Origin of the sequence: Phyllobacterium sp. YR531, assembly GCF_000282595.1 — a bacterium.
In the GTDB taxonomy this organism is placed as follows: domain Bacteria; phylum Pseudomonadota; class Alphaproteobacteria; order Rhizobiales; family Rhizobiaceae; genus Phyllobacterium.
Genome location: NZ_AKIZ01000003.1, coordinates 151,035 through 167,190 on the forward strand (window position 1 = coordinate 151,035; position 16,156 = coordinate 167,190).

15 protein-coding genes are annotated in these 16,156 nt (G+C 49.3%); 11 read left to right on the top strand and 4 right to left on the bottom strand.

Annotated features, from left to right (window positions below):
* The first annotated feature begins 15 nt into the window (after nucleotides 1-15).
* Complete coding sequence (locus PMI41_RS01930; protein ID WP_040853444.1) at nucleotides 16-1,158, top strand: alanine racemase; 1,143 nt, start codon at nucleotides 16-18, stop codon at nucleotides 1,156-1,158.
* A gap of 4 nt (nucleotides 1,159-1,162) precedes the next feature.
* On the opposite strand, the gene PMI41_RS01935 is transcribed toward PMI41_RS01930, so the two are convergent.
* The gene (locus PMI41_RS01935; RefSeq protein ID WP_008121202.1) at nucleotides 1,163-2,584 is read right to left on the bottom strand and encodes a coniferyl aldehyde dehydrogenase; all 1,422 of its coding nucleotides are present in this window, start codon (nucleotides 2,582-2,584) and stop codon (nucleotides 1,163-1,165) included.
* A gap of 159 nt (nucleotides 2,585-2,743) precedes the next feature.
* Entirely contained in the window at nucleotides 2,744-4,075 is a 1,332-nt protein-coding gene (locus tag PMI41_RS01940; RefSeq protein WP_008121204.1) for an MFS transporter, read from the bottom strand.
* A 186-nt stretch (nucleotides 4,076-4,261) separates the two neighbouring features.
* On the opposite strand from PMI41_RS01940, the gene cyoA reads away from it, so the two are divergent.
* The 7 genes from cyoA to PMI41_RS01975 are packed head-to-tail and all read left to right on the top strand — an operon-like array spanning nucleotide 4,262 to nucleotide 11,150.
* Nucleotides 4,262-5,410 (top strand): ubiquinol oxidase subunit II, encoded by a 1,149-nt coding sequence (cyoA, locus tag PMI41_RS01945; protein ID WP_008121206.1) that lies wholly within the window; start codon nucleotides 4,262-4,264, stop codon nucleotides 5,408-5,410.
* A 16-nt stretch (nucleotides 5,411-5,426) separates the two neighbouring features.
* A complete protein-coding gene (gene cyoB, locus PMI41_RS01950; RefSeq protein WP_008121209.1) occupies nucleotides 5,427-7,433 on the top strand; it encodes a cytochrome o ubiquinol oxidase subunit I in 2,007 nt (668 codons plus the stop codon).
* Nucleotides 7,433-8,068 (top strand): cytochrome o ubiquinol oxidase subunit III, encoded by a 636-nt coding sequence (gene cyoC, locus PMI41_RS01955; protein ID WP_008121211.1) that lies wholly within the window; start codon nucleotides 7,433-7,435, stop codon nucleotides 8,066-8,068. The genes cyoB and cyoC overlap by 1 nt, the downstream gene beginning before the upstream one ends.
* The gene (gene cyoD / locus PMI41_RS01960; protein ID WP_008121213.1) at nucleotides 8,065-8,442 is read left to right on the top strand and encodes a cytochrome o ubiquinol oxidase subunit IV; all 378 of its coding nucleotides are present in this window, start codon (nucleotides 8,065-8,067) and stop codon (nucleotides 8,440-8,442) included. The genes cyoC and cyoD overlap by 4 nt, the downstream gene beginning before the upstream one ends.
* Nucleotides 8,439-9,257: an SURF1 family protein gene (locus PMI41_RS01965; RefSeq protein ID WP_008121215.1), complete on the top strand. Its 819-nt coding sequence runs from the start codon at nucleotides 8,439-8,441 to the stop codon at nucleotides 9,255-9,257. Before cyoD ends, PMI41_RS01965 begins: the two co-directional genes overlap by 4 nt.
* A gap of 29 nt (nucleotides 9,258-9,286) precedes the next feature.
* On the top strand, nucleotides 9,287-10,627 hold the full coding sequence (locus tag PMI41_RS01970) for an ATP-binding protein (protein WP_040853446.1): 1,341 nt from the start codon (nucleotides 9,287-9,289) through the stop codon (nucleotides 10,625-10,627).
* The gene (locus tag PMI41_RS01975) at nucleotides 10,617-11,150 is read left to right on the top strand and encodes a response regulator transcription factor (RefSeq protein ID WP_008121219.1); all 534 of its coding nucleotides are present in this window, start codon (nucleotides 10,617-10,619) and stop codon (nucleotides 11,148-11,150) included. Before PMI41_RS01970 ends, PMI41_RS01975 begins: the two co-directional genes overlap by 11 nt.
* A gap of 98 nt (nucleotides 11,151-11,248) precedes the next feature.
* On the opposite strand, the gene PMI41_RS01980 is transcribed toward PMI41_RS01975, so the two are convergent.
* Both PMI41_RS01980 and PMI41_RS01985 read right to left on the bottom strand, forming a co-directional pair.
* Complete coding sequence (locus PMI41_RS01980; protein WP_008121221.1) at nucleotides 11,249-11,989, bottom strand: ABC transporter ATP-binding protein; 741 nt, start codon at nucleotides 11,987-11,989, stop codon at nucleotides 11,249-11,251.
* A gap of 34 nt (nucleotides 11,990-12,023) precedes the next feature.
* A complete protein-coding gene (locus tag PMI41_RS01985; RefSeq protein ID WP_008121223.1) occupies nucleotides 12,024-12,830 on the bottom strand; it encodes an ABC transporter permease in 807 nt (268 codons plus the stop codon).
* A 212-nt stretch (nucleotides 12,831-13,042) separates the two neighbouring features.
* Between PMI41_RS01985 and PMI41_RS01990 the strand changes: the two genes are divergently transcribed.
* From PMI41_RS01990 to PMI41_RS02000, 3 genes are read left to right on the top strand one after another with little or no spacing between them, the layout of a single operon-like run.
* Nucleotides 13,043-14,101, top strand: a complete 1,059-nt coding sequence (locus tag PMI41_RS01990) for a glycosyltransferase family 2 protein (RefSeq protein WP_008121225.1) — start codon at nucleotides 13,043-13,045, stop codon at nucleotides 14,099-14,101.
* Nucleotides 14,098-15,060 carry a beta-1,6-N-acetylglucosaminyltransferase gene (locus PMI41_RS01995; protein ID WP_157179271.1) on the top strand — a complete coding sequence of 321 codons (963 nt, stop codon included), beginning with the start codon at nucleotides 14,098-14,100 and terminating at the stop codon, nucleotides 15,058-15,060. The genes PMI41_RS01990 and PMI41_RS01995 overlap by 4 nt, the downstream gene beginning before the upstream one ends.
* Before the next feature lie 50 nt (nucleotides 15,061-15,110).
* Entirely contained in the window at nucleotides 15,111-16,145 is a 1,035-nt protein-coding gene (locus PMI41_RS02000; protein ID WP_157179272.1) for a glycosyltransferase family 2 protein, read from the top strand.
* The last annotated feature ends 11 nt before the right edge of the window (nucleotides 16,146-16,156 follow it).

Consider the following 16,156-nt stretch of genomic DNA (forward strand, 5'->3'; position numbering starts at 1 on the left):
CAATACTTCTCAAGCATGACGCATGCGCTTCGTGAGGCCGGATTTCATCAGCCTTGCATGGTCCTCGACATGGATCGATTGGATCACAACATTGCAGCAATCAAGCACAGCCTTGCGCCCGGACTTTCTTTGCGTTTGGTCGACAAGTCACTTCCCTGCCTTCCCTTATTGGAACGCATAAGCAAGGCATTCGATTGCAAACAATTAATGACATTCCATTTACCCGTCACTGCGGCAGTTTTGGACAGTTTTCCCGACGTAACCGTACTTCTCGGAAAACCAATGCCCGTTGAAGCTGCAAAAAAGGCGCTTATGGATGGAGTTTTGACCAGAACACATGGTTCTGAAACACGGATTTCGTGGCTCATCGACTCGAATGAACGGCTGGCGGCTTACGGCGAGTTAAGCAAAGAAACAGGTCTGAATCTGCAGCTGTGTTTCGAGGTTGATGTCGGACTTCACCGCGGCGGTTACAAAGACAAGACATCATTAAGATCGGCACTGAACCTTTTATCAAATTATCCCAAGCTCAAGTGCAATGGCATTATGGGCTATGAAGCACATATAAATCGCATACCTGCTCTTATCGGCGGCCCAAAACGTGCCTTCGAGAAAGCACGCAGCCTCTATATGGAATTTGCGTCCTGTCTTCGCCCCGACCAACGTTCCATTCTGAACATTGGCGGTAGTTCGACAGCGCTGCTCTATTCGTCGGAACAAACGGCTAACGAGCTTTCCATCGGGTCGGCATTTCTGTTGCCCGGTGATTTTGATGTCCCAAGTTTAAGTGCGTTGCAGCCAGCGATTTTCATTGCCACGCCCATCCTGAAGGTATTGGAACCCAGCCTGCCGGGGCTGGATGGGAAGTCCAGATTATTGCAGAAAATCGGTTTGTTTCCGCGGCATGGCTGCTTCATCTATGGGGGGAAGTGGATGGCTAATCCCGTTTATCCTGTCGGTATGAAGACAAACAGCGCGATGGGATTATCGACAAACCAGCAGTTCATGAGTCTGCCAGACAATACAGATATCCAACCCGGCGATTATGCATTCCTGCGACCGACACAAAGCGAGTTCGTGCTTCAGCAGTTCGGCTCGATCTTGATGTACCAACGAAAAAAGATTGTTGGGGTGTGGCCCGCTTTGCCGATGTCCTAAAGGACTAGCGGACAAACAATCGGACAATCAAGTTCGCCAGACCCTTATAAGGAGGCTTGAGCCTGTCACTCAAAGGCATTCTGGCCTGATGCAGCACCGGCATCGCTTTTGAAAAAGTCCGAAAGCCCTCACGCCCGTGATAGTGTCCCATCCCGCTTGCACCCACTCCGCCGAATGGCAGGTCATTACATACAATGTGCAGCAAGGTCTCATTGACGCAAACACCACCCGCAACAATGTTCGACAAAAGCTTCTCGGTCTCAAACTTATCGTCACTGAAACAGTAGAAAGCCAAGGGACGTTCATGCGCATTGATATAGTCGATTGCCTCATCAACTGTCGTGTAAGTTTTGATCGGAAGAATGGGACCGAAGATTTCCTCCTGCATGATCCGGGAATCGTCGCTGGGATTTAGTACCAGCGTCGGCGGCAAAAGGCGTTTGATTTCAGCAGCGCCCGCATCTCGCGGCTCAGCCAGAGTAATCACTTCATGGCCACGATTGACCGCATCGTCCAAGAGACTTCTCAGCCGCCGGTACTGACCCTCATTAACAATGTGCGTATAATCCGGCGTTGTGTCGATCTGTGTGTACCGGGAGGTTACTTCACGACGTACCGCTTCGACAAACTCATCCTTGCGTGCATGTGGAACCAGCGCGTAGTCCGGGGCAATACAGGTTTGACCGGCATTATACAGCTTTCCCGTTATCAGGCGCGTGACAGCCTTCTTTACCGGAGCAGTCTCCCCAAGAAATACGGGGGATTTGCCGCCCAACTCAAGCGTTACGGGTGTCAGATTGGGTGCAGCAGCAGCCATCACCTTCTTGCCAACAGCTGTAGACCCGGTAAAAAGCAAATGATCGAAGGCAAGTCCGGCAAAAGCACCACCCACTTCCGGACCGCCCAGAGCAACCGCCACCCGGGAAGCAGGAAAAACATCTGCTAAAAGTGCTGCCAGAAACTCGCTTGTGCGCGGTGTATGTTCAGAGGGCTTAAGATAGACGTGATTGCCTGCAGCAATGGCCGTTGCCAATGGAGTGAGAGCAAGATTGACAGGATAGTTCCAGGGAGAAATCACCCCTACAACCCCGACGGGCACATAGCGCACCTCTGCTTTTGCAGGCCACATGCGCCAGCCAGCAGAGCGCTTTTCGGGTTTCATCCATGATTTCAGATGCGAGAGCATATGATCGATCTCGCTAAAGACCGTCATCCCTTCTCCCAGCAGACTCTCATGGCGTGAACGGTGGCCGAAGTCAGCGCTGATCACGTCAACCATGAGCTCCAGGCGATCCTTCAACGCGCTGCGCAATCGCTTGAGGTCATCATAGCGTTGCTCGTAGTCTGGACGGTTGGAAAGCCATGCCGTGCGCAGCTCTGCAAGCGTCATGCTCATTTGATCAATTGCAGGTGTATTGCTTTTCATCGTCGCACGTTCCCAAAGTCTGTCGGCTCATAGAACAAGACACTTCCTGGGGAAAGTTACAAGGTTGTATCGGGCCACATCGAGGTGAATAGTGGTCACACCATCGATCACTTCCCTTGGTATGCATGCAAACAAGGACGGATCGCACAAGACTGGTGGCTATACATCCTGCGGGTCGGTTTGGCGATTCAAACCAAGCGCGATGAGCGTACAAACGGCACCGGACAGCAAATAACCGCCTGCCGCTATCAACCCGAAATGACTGGATAATAGCAGCGCCACAAGTGGCGCAAAACCTGCACCAAACAACCATGCCAGATCGCTTGTCAAAGCAGAACCGGTATAGCGGAATTTCTTGGAGAAGCGCGAGGCAACCGAACCCGAGGACTGACCGAAAGACAGGCCAAGCAAGGTAAATCCAAGGATCATGAAGATCAACTCGCCAATATCACCACCGTCGAGCAATTGTGGAGCGAAGCCACTGAAAACCGCAATGGCTATTGCAGTGCCGCCAAGGAGATTCCGTCGTCCTACACGATCGGCGATGGTGCCTGACGCAAATACGGCCACGACGCCGACTGCCGCACCGAAGGCTTCAATCAGCAGGAACCGCGCCGGACCCTGTTCGGTAAACAGGAATACCCATGATAGGGGAAACACAGTTACCATGTGGAACAGCGCAAAGCTTGCTAGAGGAGCAAATGCGCCAACAACAACGTGACGCCCCTCATGCTGTAAAGTGTTCGCCACGGTTGTGGGTTGCAATTCACGGCTCTCATAAAGCTTGGCATATTGCGGAGTAACGACCATACGAAGACGTGCAAAAAGTGCGACGACATTGATGGCGAAAGCGACAAAGAAAGGATAGCGCCAGCCCCAACCAAGGAAGTCCTCCGCGGAAAGGTTCGCCACGAAGAATGCAAATAGACCGGCCGCAACCATAAGACCGAGGGGCGCACCAAGCTGCGGTATCATTGCATACCACCCGCGCCGCTGCTTGGGAGCGTTCAAGGCCAGCAGTGAAGCAAGACCGTCCCATTCACCACCCAGTGCCAAGCCCTGCCCTATCCGGAACAGTGCAAGCAACGCAGCAGAAGCCCATCCCACCTGCTCATAACCCGGCAAAAAAGCTACCGCGACTGTCGAACAGCCTAAAAGGAAAAGGGCAATCGTCAACTTCACGCCACGACCATAAGTCCGGTCAATCTGCATGAATATGATGGTGCCTATAGGGCGGGCAATGAAGGCCAACGCAAAGATGCCAAAAGAATAGACCGTTCCCGTCAGTGCATCCACGTGGGGGAATACCAGTTTTGGAAACACGAGAACTGAGGCAATCGCATAGACGAAGAAATCGAAAAACTCGGATGTTCTGCCTATGATGACGCCAATCGCAATTTCACCGACATTGACATCGTCGTGGCGCGAATGAAGACGCTTGGCGTCCTCCTCAAGCGCCGTCGAAGAAACCGCTCCTGTTTTCGCGCTCATTGCCCGGTGCGCTCCTCGATCCAATACTGAAACAGCTCAGCACCGCCCATTCGCGGTGACTGCTGGCTTATCCTTTATCATTGTGACACACTACGGGAGGATTGGGCAAATTGTCCAATGTCGCTCTGACTATGGTGCAGCTAGTGAAGGCGCAACTAGGCGCTGTTTCCATTGACAGGAAGTCTCTTGAACCGTTTTTTTGCCATAGCCCTGCTTCCGCTTCTCGCATTGCTCACCGCATGCAATGCCGTCGTCATGAGTCCGTCCGGTGACGTCGCTGCCCAGCAGCGCGATCTCGTCGTTGTCTCGACAATCCTGATGCTGATCATCATTATCCCGGTAATGGTGCTCACCGTATTTTTCGCGTGGAAGTATCGCCAATCGAACACTGACGCCCCTTATGATCCCGAATGGGATCACTCCACCCAGCTGGAACTGATCATCTGGGCGGCGCCCCTGCTGATCATCATATGCCTTGGTGCCGTTACCTGGATGGCGACCCACCTGCTCGATCCATACAGGCCTCTTGGCCGCATATCTCCCGGCAAAGCTGTCTCGCAGACAGTTAAACCATTGCAGGTCGAAGTGGTCGCACTCGATTGGAAGTGGCTCTTCATTTATCCGGAATACGGCATTGCCAGCGTCAATGAGATGGCTGCACCTGTCGACAGGCCAATCGACTTCCGCCTGACATCATCCGCCGTAATGAATTCATTCTATATCCCGGCACTCGCAGGACAGATTTATACCATGCCGGGGATGCAGACCAAGCTCAGCGCGGTGATCAACCATCCCGGCGCATATCAGGGCTTTTCAGCCAATTATAGTGGTGCCGGATTTTCTGGCATGCGGTTCACTTTTCATGGACTGGCAGACGACGCGTTTGACACATGGGTTGCTGATGTGAAGGCAAAGGGTACAGCGCTGGATCGCATGACCTATCTTCAGCTCGAACGGCCAAGTGAAAATGTGCCTGTGCAGCACTATGCCAATGTTGATCCGGAACTATTCAGTGCGGTTCTTAATCGCTGCGTTGAGCGCGGCAAGATGTGCATGAGCGAAATGGATGAGATCGATGCCAAGGGCGGCTTGGGCATGGCCGGCATCTACAATATCCGTTCTCTGGAGTATGACAAATATACCCGACGCGGTGCGGTATTCGGCCCAGAGCCCACATTTGTCGTGGGGATTTGCACCACGGAAGAAGCGTTGCAATCAAGCATGAACCTGCAAACCCTGCCGCCTCTGAACACTGCCCCCTTTACCGGTGCGGGCCTTCCCCGCCCATCATCCACCCAATTATTCGGTCTTCAGCGCCGTCCTTCGAATACCTGAACGAAACGAGCCCGATATGTTTGACAATCCCGAACTTATAAAGCTGGTTTTCGGTAGGCTCACGCTGGAGTCTTTTCCGCTTCACGAGCCTATTCTTGTTGCCACATTCATCGTAGTCGCACTTGGCGGCATAGCGCTTGTCGGCGCACTTACTTACTTCCGGCTTTGGGGTTATCTCTGGCGCGAGTGGTTCACCACTGTCGATCATAAACGCATCGGCATCATGTACATGATCCTCGGCATCGTCATGCTGTTGCGCGGCTTCGCTGATGCCATAATGATCCGCCTCCAGCAGGCAATGGCATTCAACGGGTCCGAAGGATATCTGAACGCCCATCATTTCGATCAGGTGTTCACCGCCCACGGCGTGATCATGATTTTCTTCGTGGCAATGCCGCTTGTTACGGGTTTAATGAACTTCGTGGTTCCTTTGCAAATTGGTGCACGCGACGTATCATTCCCGTTCCTCAACAATTTCAGTTTCTGGATGACCACCGCTGGTGCAGTCCTGGTGATGATGTCGCTGTTTGTCGGCGAATTCGCCAAAACCGGCTGGTTGGCCTACCCCCCCTTATCCGGCATCGGATACAGTCCGGACCCGGGCATGGATTATTATATATGGGCGCTACAGATAGCGGGTGTCGGCACGCTTTTGTCAGGCGTCAACCTGCTCGCCACCATTGTGAAAATGCGCGCGCCGGGCATGACTATGATGAAGCTGCCCATCTTTACCTGGACAGCGCTTTGCACCAACGTGCTGATCGTTGCAGCCTTCCCTGTTCTGACCGCTGTGCTCGCTCTTCTGACACTTGACCGCTACATCGGCACCAACTTCTTTACCAATGATTTTGGTGGCAACCCGATGATGTATGTAAACCTCATCTGGATCTGGGGTCATCCAGAGGTCTATATTCTCATCCTGCCTGCCTTTGGCATCTTCTCCGAAGTAACTTCCACCTTCTCGAGAAAGCGTCTTTTTGGTTATACGTCGATGGTCTACGCGACTGTCGTTATTACCATTCTTGCCTATCTCGTATGGCTGCACCACTTCTTCACCATGGGCTCGGGTGCGAGCGTAAACTCGTTCTTTGGCATCACAACGATGATTATTTCGATCCCCACGGGAGCGAAAATATTCAATTGGTTGTTCACAATGTATCGCGGCCGCATCCGTTTCGAGCTTCCCATGATGTGGACTATAGCATTCATGCTCACCTTTGTTATCGGCGGCATGACGGGAGTGCTACTCGCCGTACCTCCAGCCGATTTCGTGCTCCATAACAGCCTGTTCCTTGTCGCACATTTCCACAATGTCATCATCGGCGGCGTGCTTTTCGGCCTCTTTGCCGGAATCTATTACTGGTTCCCCAAGGCATTCGGATTCAGGCTTGATCCATTCTGGGGCAAGATGTCGTTCTGGTTCTGGGTGGTCGGTTTTTACTTTGCCTTCATGCCACTGTACATATTGGGCCTTATGGGTGTGACCCGCCGCCTACGCACATTTGAGGACCCATCCCTGCAAATCTGGTTCACCATTGCTGGCTTCGGTGCGTTTCTCGTCGCTATTGGTATCCTGTCATTCCTCATTCAGATTTTCGTTAGCATCCGCAATCGCGAGTCACTGCGCGATCTGACGGGTGATCCATGGGATGGACGGACATTGGAATGGTCCACGGCATCGCCGCCTCCAGCCTATAATTTCGCTTTCACGCCGGTAATTCACGATCTCGACAGCTGGTACGATATGAAAAAACGAGGTTACAAGCGTCCTGAAAAGGGGTTCCGCGCAATTCATATGCCAAGCAATACCGGTTCGGGAGTGATCTTGTCCGGGCTGAGCCTCGTCTTTGGCTTCGCGATGATCTGGTATATCTGGTGGCTTGCAGCGGTATCATTCGTCGCTCTCCTGGCATGGTCGATAGGCCACACATTCAACTACAAGCGTGATTTCCACATATCGACTGATGAGGTTGTTGCCAGCGAAAACGCCCGTACTGAACTTCTTGCGACGGGGTTGAAATAATGAGCAGCAAATCCGCTACAGTTTCTGCAAATGCAGAAGGACCAGTGTTTTATCTGGAAGACGAACATGATCACGCCGAAGGCGGGAGCACCATGTTCGGCTTCTGGATTTACCTGATGAGCGATTGCCTCATCTTTGCCGTTCTATTTGCCACTTACGGTGTTTTGGGAGGAAATTACGCAGCAGGTCCTGCTCCGAAAGACCTGTTCGATTTGCCATTGGTGGCGATCAATACTTCCATGCTGCTTTTTTCCTCCATCACCTATGGTTTTGCCATGTTGGCAATGGCAAAGGGGCGAGTGGGAGCAACCCAGGGCTGGCTTGCTCTAACGGGTCTATTCGGTGCCGCTTTCATTTGTATCGAACTCTATGAATTCGCGCATTTGATTCATATCGGTGCCACACCACAGCGCAGTGCTTTCCTTTCCTCCTTCTTTACGCTGGTTGGAACACATGGTCTGCACGTTACAATCGGGTTGATCTGGTTGGTTACGTTGATGGTGCAAGTTGCACGCTACGGCCTGATCCAGGCAAATATGCGCCGCCTGATGTGCTTGAGCATGTTCTGGCATTTTCTCGACGTAATCTGGATCGGCGTATTCACCTTCGTTTACCTGATGGGAGTGTTGCGATGAGTGCGAAATCCAAGGTTGAGCACAACAGCCATGGTCATGACGACGGACACGCACATGGTTCACTCAAATCCTATCTGATCGGTTTCGGACTGTCCGTTGTCCTGACCGCCGTTCCTTTCTGGCTTGTCATGAGCGGTGCCTTGGACTCAAAGCAAGCCACTGGTCTGATCATCATGGCATTTGCCGTCGTGCAAATTGTCGTGCACATGATTTTCTTCCTGCATATGAATGTCCGATCCGAGAATGGCTGGACGATTTTGGCGTTGATTTTCACACTTGTGCTTGTGATCATCACCCTTACGGGGTCGCTTTGGGTCATGTATCATTTGAACACCAATATGATGCCTTCCATGGATATGAGTCAGATGCCATGAAAGCAGGCCGAACCGCGCGCGGACTTGCCGCAAGCGGCGAACGGGCCGATCAGCTACCCACTATAAGCGACGACGAGGGGGATATCCAACATCGTCACCCGATCAAACTTACATTGATCGGCTGCCTGATAGTTTTCTGTATTATTGTTCTTACCGCACTTGGTATCTGGCAATTGGAACGCCGGACGTGGAAACTTGATTTGATCAATCAGGTTGATCAAAGAGTGCATGCTCCGGTCAAGCAGGCACCCGGCCCTGATCTTTGGGCCGAAATTAATGCCAAAGACTTCGCATATCTCCACGTTACCGCAAGTGGAAGATTTCTGGACAAGCCTGCAACCCTCGTACAGGCAGTGACTGCACGAGGCAGCGGATTTTGGGTACTAAGCCCTTTTCAAAGCAACAGCGGATTTACCGTTCTCATCAACCGCGGTTTTATTCCCACAGAGAAAGCAGCGGATGGATGGCGACCTAACAATCTATCCTTCACCAGCGTCAGCGGCCTTTTACGCATAACAGAGCCTGCCGGTGGTTTCCTGCGCAACAACGATCCCACATCCAACCGCTGGTACTCGCGTGACGTTGCCGCAATTGCAACAACCCAGAGCCTTGACGTTTCCGCACCTTATTTTATCGATGCCGAAGCCAATGCAGCACACACTCAGCTGCCGATCGGAGGACTGACAGTTGTTGCATTTTCCAACAATCATCTGGTTTATGCGCTTACTTGGTTTGGCATGGCACTATTGTTGGGACTTGCCTTCATCCTTATTGGCCGTAATGAACTGAAGGCACGTCGACGTTTCAAAGCGTAGATTGCGCACGAACCATGAAGCAACCCACAATGTCCTCTTCATCCACACAGCTGCCTCAATCCAGCACTGATAGTTCTCCGGCATTTCCTCCGGCGGACCATACGGCAAACTGGAAGAATATGACCCTGTTGGTCCAGTTGCGCTGGATCGCAGTTATCGGTCAGATTATTACGATTACCGTAGTGCACTCGGGCATGAAGATTGCTCTACCAATTGTCGCTATGATCGTCGTACTTTGCGCTTTGGTCATTCTCAATTTTGTCAGCATTTTGTGGCTGCGTAGTCGTCGAAGTGTTACGGCATCCGCTTTGTTTATTGCGCTGGTTCTCGACGTTGCTGCGTTAACAGCACAGCTTTACTTGAGTGGTGGTGCTACCAATCCATTCATTTTCCTCTATCTGCTTCAGGTGACTCTTGGAGCAGTTCTGCTCGATGCAAAACTCACATCAGCTATTGTCGCTATTGCCTGTGCCAGTTTTGCAGGTCTGACAATATTCTATGAGCCGCTACTTTTGCCCGGTCATGCACCCGACGAGCTATTCCGGCTACATATACTTGGAATGCTCCTGTGCTTCGTTCTTGATGCTGCTCTACTTGTTGTCTTCATCGCGCGGATCAGTCGTAATTTACGCGAACGCGATGCCAATCTCGCCGCGCTCAAACAGCACGCGGCCGAGGAAGATCATATCGTTCGCATGGGGCTTCTCGCATCCGGCGCAGCGCACGAATTGGGCACCCCCCTCTCCTCATTGTCGGTCATACTTGGCGACTGGCGGCGTATGCCAGCCTTGTCGCACGATCCTTCACTGCTGCAGGAAATAGATGAGATGCAAGCTGAGGTTCAACGCTGCAAGTCAATTGTGACCGGCATTCTGTTATCTGCCGGCGAAGCGCGCGGCGAGTCTCCCAAAATCACTACGGTCAATACGTTTCTGGATGAGCTTGTCAGCGAATGGCGAATTGCACGCTCAGGAGCCACCCTGTCTTATGGCAACGCATTTGGACTTGATGTCGCCATCGTATCGGACTCCGCGTTGAAACAGGTTATTTATAACGTTCTCGACAATGCCTTCGATGCCTCGCCCTCCTGGATAGGCTTCATGGCCGAGCGCGATGGTGATACGCTGGTGCTACGGATCAGCGATGCTGGACCCGGATTTGCTACCGAAATGCTGGCCCAGTTTGGCAAGCCCTATCAATCAAGCAAGGGCAGACTTGGTGGAGGGCTTGGTCTTTTCCTTGTGGTGAATGCAGTAAGGAAGTTGGGCGGTGTGGTCTCTGCTAAAAACCTGCCGCAAGGGGGTGCTGCGGTAACGATGAATCTGCCTCTTGCTTCGCTAGCGATTGGAGCGCGTTCTAATGACGGATAAACGCCTGCTGATCATAGTCGAGGACGACATTGCCTTTGCAAAGACGTTGAGGCGGTCCTTCGAACGTCGCGACTATGATGTATTGCTTGCGTCCAGTTTGGAAGAACTTGTCCAGGCGCTGAACGACCACTCACCCGGATATGCGGTTGTGGATCTCAAATTGGCTGGCGCTTCCGGCCTTGCCTGCGTTGAAGCCTTGCACGCACACGATTCCTCAATGCTGATCGTTGTTCTGACAGGCTTCGCCAGCATTGCGACGGCAGTGGAAGCAATCAAACTTGGCGCATGCCATTATCTCGCCAAGCCGTCCAACACGGATGACATTGAAGAAGCCTTCACCAAGGCGGCAGGGAATACCCAAATCGCACTTACCGCCCGCCCTACTTCGATAAAAACGCTCGAATGGGAACGCATCCATCAGATGCTTGTCGAGACGGATTTCAATATTTCCGAAACGGCCAGACGATTGGGCATGCACAGGCGAACCCTTGCCCGTAAACTTGAAAAACGCCGAGTGAACTGAAGAGGCTAGAACCGTCGCATCCAAATCCGTACAGTTACCCTACCTGCAACAACGCAAATCTATTAAATATGGCAGCAGTAGGGTACGAGATTACTCGCTTACGTGAAATAAGCATTTGCGACTTCTACAGCGTCGCCATCCATTCGAACCTTGCCGTGTTCAAGCCAGATAATACGTTGGCAATTCTCAAGCAGCAATTCCTTAGAATGGCTGGCGATAACTAGGATTTTTGTATTGCCAATCAAGGTACGTAAGCGTTCATTCGCTTTCTCTTTAAAACCCTCATCTCCAGTTGATAGCCATTCATCCATGATAAGAATTTCGGGCTGGATTACAGTTGATATCGAGAAAGCCAAACGAAGCTGCATACCCGTCGAGTAAGTTCTAACTGGCATTTCAAGAAAACTGCCCAGCTCTGAGAATTCTTCTATTTCTTTTCGCCGTAGCTTGAGTGCACGCTTTTCGAACCCCAGCAATGCTCCTCTCAAAGCTATATTTTGCCGACCAGTGGCTTCCGGATCAATACCCAGAGAAATATTGATGAGCGAAGCGCTTTTCCCCTTAACGTTTATCTTTCCTTCAGAAGGCGTGTAGACACCACTCATTACGCGGAGCAGCGTTGTTTTGCCCGAACCATTATGTCCGATCAAACCCACACGTTCTCCCTCTTTCAAAATAATGTTCACTTTCTCCAAGCCACGAATTGTAACGTGGCCTTCCGCGTCAGCGTTGATCGCACCGCCAGTAGCATAGCTTATCATTCGGTTTTTTAACGACCGTCCGCGCGCATTGAAAATGGGGAAATCTACTGTCACATTTTCTAATTCTATCGAAGTCATCAGTATCGCTATCCACTACGCGAAAGAAGCTCTTTTAAAGCCAATAATTTATTCGTTGCCGGTATTTACCAAAAAGAAAAAGGGCAACTGTCCAACCCAAAATTGCCATGAGAGCGGGGACATACCAGTTGATCGGTATAGGCGATCGCCCTTGAAGGGGTTCTCTAATGATACTCAGCAAATGAAAAAATGGATTTATGTTCAACATCAATGGAGAGGTGCCCGTCGGCAAATGACTGGGCATCCACATAACTGGTGTGACATACATTCCGACTTGCATAATGTTTTGGATAATTTGAGCCAAATCTCTATATCGCGTGCATAGAATAGCAAGAATGAGCATCATCCAAAGGAGGTTTATAGATAAAAGGATAAAACCAGGAACCACCAACAGGACGTCAGTATCCACCAATGCTCCGAAAAAAATCAAAACTACTGGATATATTACCAGATTGTGCAGCAGAATAATGGTGTTACGCCACCAAGTACGTAGCACAAAGGTGAAGAATGGTATCGGAAGCTGCAACAAAGTTTCACTATTGGTGATGAAACTCGTGGAGCCCTCATTAATAAGCTGGTTGAAATACCCCCAGAATATTAGTCCAATGCAAATAAACGGCAAGAATTCTGACATCTTGCTATCAAAAATTGTTCCGAAGACGAACCCTAAGGCAGCTATCAACACGCCCATATTGATGGTTAGCCAAAACGCTCCAATACTGGACCTGCGATAACGCTGGACAACATCCTGCCAACCCAATAGGGCGGCCAATTGAAAATTACGTATGGAACGCAGTATATCATCTCGAGCAATAGCACCGTACGAGTGTTCTTTATGCATTAAACGTAATCTTCAAATTTCAACTCGTGACTTAAAGAGAATTCAAAAAGCATCTGCACCTGACACTATTTTACCAATAATATTAGCCACCCATACTACTCTCAACACAATATACACCTCTTGCCGTTTGGATCATATTAGACATTAGTATACATTCCCTTTTCCCCTTTTTATCGATAAGAACTGCACACTTTAATTATCCCAAACGGTCAATGGATGTGTTAAGTATTTCAATTAGAATACGATTAAAATCAATTACCCAACTTTTATATGATTCTGCACTCTTTACATTGACCGAGTGGTTTCCCGCAAAGAAACGCGCGTATTTAAAATTTGAAGATATAGAACTGGTTCAAAATAACTTATCCTATATAAGGAATAGTGATATTATTCTGTTCTGTACAATAAGGAACGAATCTTTTCGCATACCTTCCTTTCTGGAATACTACAGAAAAATCGGTGTCAATCATTTTATATTTATTGACAATGGATCTACCGATAATTTTATGGAGGTAGTTCGCCCTTCAGGTGACATTTCTGTATGGCACACGACTCACAGCTATAAACAGTCCAACTTTGGTGTTGACTGGATTAACGCACTCTTGCGCAAGTATGGCAGTAATCATTGGTGTATTGTTGTAGACGCTGATGAGTATTTGGTTTTTCCGTATATGGAGAGCAGGAGCCTCCACGAACTTACTGACCATCTTTACGCTCAAGGACTTGCAACACTACCGTGCCTGCTGGTTGACATGTATGCCGCAGCCGGTCCTGATGCTGCAATTATAACAAACAATACCAATCCGATAGAAGTCTGCCCGTTTTTTGATGATCGGGGGTATCGTTTCCAACAAAGCAAGTATCTCGGTTACCACATTCAGGGAGGAGTCCGGGAACGAGTCTATTTCCGCGACCAGCCCGACAAAAGCCCGGCTCTGAACAAGCTTCCATTGGTTTACTGGCGACCAAGCTACAATTATCTGAGCTCAACTCATACACTTGCGCCACGCCGACTAAATATATGGCATGCCGAAGGTCAACCATCCAGAGTAACGGGCGCTTTATTACATTTCAAATTTGTAAGCAACTTTAGTGAAAAGGCGGTAGAAGAGCTTTCCCGAAAACAACATTACAAGAACGGCATTGAATATGAACGCTATGTCAACTCAAGTAAATTAGATGCCGATTGGACCTTTGCCGGAACTCGAAAATATTACTCGTCCAAAAGCCTTGTCGAAAACAAACTAATAAGTCCTGGAACATGGTTTTGAAAATAAAGATCACTGCCATCGTAATGATTCACGATCAACCTGTATTGGCAAAGCAATTAATCCATACCTTGCTGGCTGAAGACATCAAAGTTATTGTCCATTTAGACGGCGATTCTGATCCTGCGGTTCGAGATCAGCTAAAAAATTCATTTCAAGGCAAGATTGAATTTTCACCCAGTTTCAAGTGCAGCTGGGGAACATATTCCCTGGTTAAAGCCACTCTGGAGGCGTTGTTATCTATTCGGCGACTTGATTGGAATCCAGACTATGTCCTCTTGCTGTCTGGTTCTGATTTTCCAATCAAAAGCCACCATGCATTGTGCGCTTTTCTTGAAAACAACCACGGTCGGCAATTTATTCAATCCAAGCCAATTTCAGAAAAATGGGTAAAAGGTGGCCTTCAAGAGGAGCGTTTTCAATACTACTTTCCCTTCAACTGGCGCAGCCAGCCCTTGCTTTTTGATTGGGCTTTTAAGGCTCAATCAACATTGGCGCACTTTATTGGTACGCGGCGAATTCCTACAGATATTGATCTGCATATTGGTTCACAGTGGTGGGCTCTCACGTGGGATGCTTGTACTGCCATACTCGACCTTGTTGCTAAGCGGCCGGAAATTGAGAAGTATTTCAAGCTAACGTGGATACCGGACGAAAGTTTCTTTCAAACGCTCATCCGATGTGTTGTCGCCGAGGATGAAATAATCTGTGATACTGGTCTGACTTATTTTGAGTTTGATGAGAAAGGCCGCCCTCTCGTCTTCTATGACGATCATTTTGATCATTTAAGACGCCAACCATTCTTCTTTGCCCGAAAAATATCTAATCACTGTCAGCGGCTTCGTGAAAACCTCCATCACGTTTGGCAGGAAAAAACCACGTGTTCCTCTACGCCAATATCGCCAAACGATCTAGTTGTGACCAAGCACTATCAGGATTTCTTGCAAAAAACTAAAGTCTAATTGTGGGATTTTTGTACCATCGCTATTAATCTGACATGAAAATTCGAACGATGGCCTACGATGCACTTCGGAGAATGCCGTTGCTGATCTCAGCAGTGCGATTGGCAAGAGAGTCTGCTCGAGTTGTGAAAAGACGTATCAGATATCATCAAATTGTCCGCGAAAGTCGAACTTCAACATTAACCCTTGTGCGTAGCCACCGAACTGTAGCGGAACGTAAGCCAGTCATTGTAATAATGACTGTTCGCAACGAAATAATACGGATACGAGCAAGCCTCACTTTCTATCGGTCACTCGGAATCAACGAATTCTATATAGTAGATAATGGCTCCACGGATGGAACCAAGGCTTTCCTAGAGCAGCAATCAGATGTCACGCTTTATGAAACTTCTCAAAGCTATAAACGCGCTTGTTACGGCATTCTTTGGACAAACTGGCTTATGCATAAGCACGCCAAAGGCAGGTGGGTTTTATTTGTAGATGCAGACGAATTATTTCACTTCGACACCAGTATTCACGCGACTATTTTTGATTTGATAAATGATTTGGAGGGCAGTAAGCAAACCTACTTTTTCGCCCCCCTTATCGACCTTTATGGTTTCAGCGATCTGGCAATTGCAACGGTCGTTGATATATCGGATCTTTATGCTGTTATTGAGGCTGCTTGGTACGATACACAGACTTATAAATCCGGCGGAATATTGCCGAACGGGTATCGCGCGCTTCTGGGAGGACCTCGGACGCGGTTATCTATGAATGGCCCCCTGTCAAACTTAACTAAATATCCACTGATACAACATCAATCAGACCGATATTTTACAGCATCATCGCACGAGTTTGCCCCTCAGCGCAGAGAAGCACATCAGTTTGCAGGCTGTCTTTTGCATCTAAAACTTGGAAATCGCACTAGTTTGCAGCACAGCGATCCATCTATAGAAAAAGAACATTATCGCAATGGAGCAGAGCGAAAATCCATAGCACTTTCAAAAAACAGCGATGATCTGCTTTATCCGTCATCATCTAAGTTCAACTTCAACTATATAATTAAAAATACATTGGAAATAATAACAAACCCACAAGACTAAGCACTATAATC

Coding starts and splice junctions, on each gene's coding strand:
- PMI41_RS01970 (WP_040853446.1), top strand. CDS start 9,287: ATGTCCTCTTCATCCACACAGCTGCCTCAATCCAGCACTGATAGTTCT.
- PMI41_RS01930 (WP_040853444.1), top strand. CDS start 16: ATGACGCATGCGCTTCGTGAGGCCGGATTTCATCAGCCTTGCATGGTC.
- PMI41_RS01990 (WP_008121225.1), top strand. CDS start 13,043: ATGGATGTGTTAAGTATTTCAATTAGAATACGATTAAAATCAATTACC.
- PMI41_RS01980 (WP_008121221.1), bottom strand. CDS start 11,989: ATGACTTCGATAGAATTAGAAAATGTGACAGTAGATTTCCCCATTTTC.
- PMI41_RS01935 (WP_008121202.1), bottom strand. CDS start 2,584: ATGAAAAGCAATACACCTGCAATTGATCAAATGAGCATGACGCTTGCA.
- cyoB (WP_008121209.1), top strand. CDS start 5,427: ATGTTTGACAATCCCGAACTTATAAAGCTGGTTTTCGGTAGGCTCACG.
- PMI41_RS01940 (WP_008121204.1), bottom strand. CDS start 4,075: ATGAGCGCGAAAACAGGAGCGGTTTCTTCGACGGCGCTTGAGGAGGAC.
- cyoC (WP_008121211.1), top strand. CDS start 7,433: ATGAGCAGCAAATCCGCTACAGTTTCTGCAAATGCAGAAGGACCAGTG.
- PMI41_RS01985 (WP_008121223.1), bottom strand. CDS start 12,830: ATGCATAAAGAACACTCGTACGGTGCTATTGCTCGAGATGATATACTG.
- PMI41_RS01965 (WP_008121215.1), top strand. CDS start 8,439: ATGAAAGCAGGCCGAACCGCGCGCGGACTTGCCGCAAGCGGCGAACGG.
- PMI41_RS02000 (WP_157179272.1), top strand. CDS start 15,111: ATGGCCTACGATGCACTTCGGAGAATGCCGTTGCTGATCTCAGCAGTG.
- cyoD (WP_008121213.1), top strand. CDS start 8,065: ATGAGTGCGAAATCCAAGGTTGAGCACAACAGCCATGGTCATGACGAC.
- PMI41_RS01975 (WP_008121219.1), top strand. CDS start 10,617: ATGACGGATAAACGCCTGCTGATCATAGTCGAGGACGACATTGCCTTT.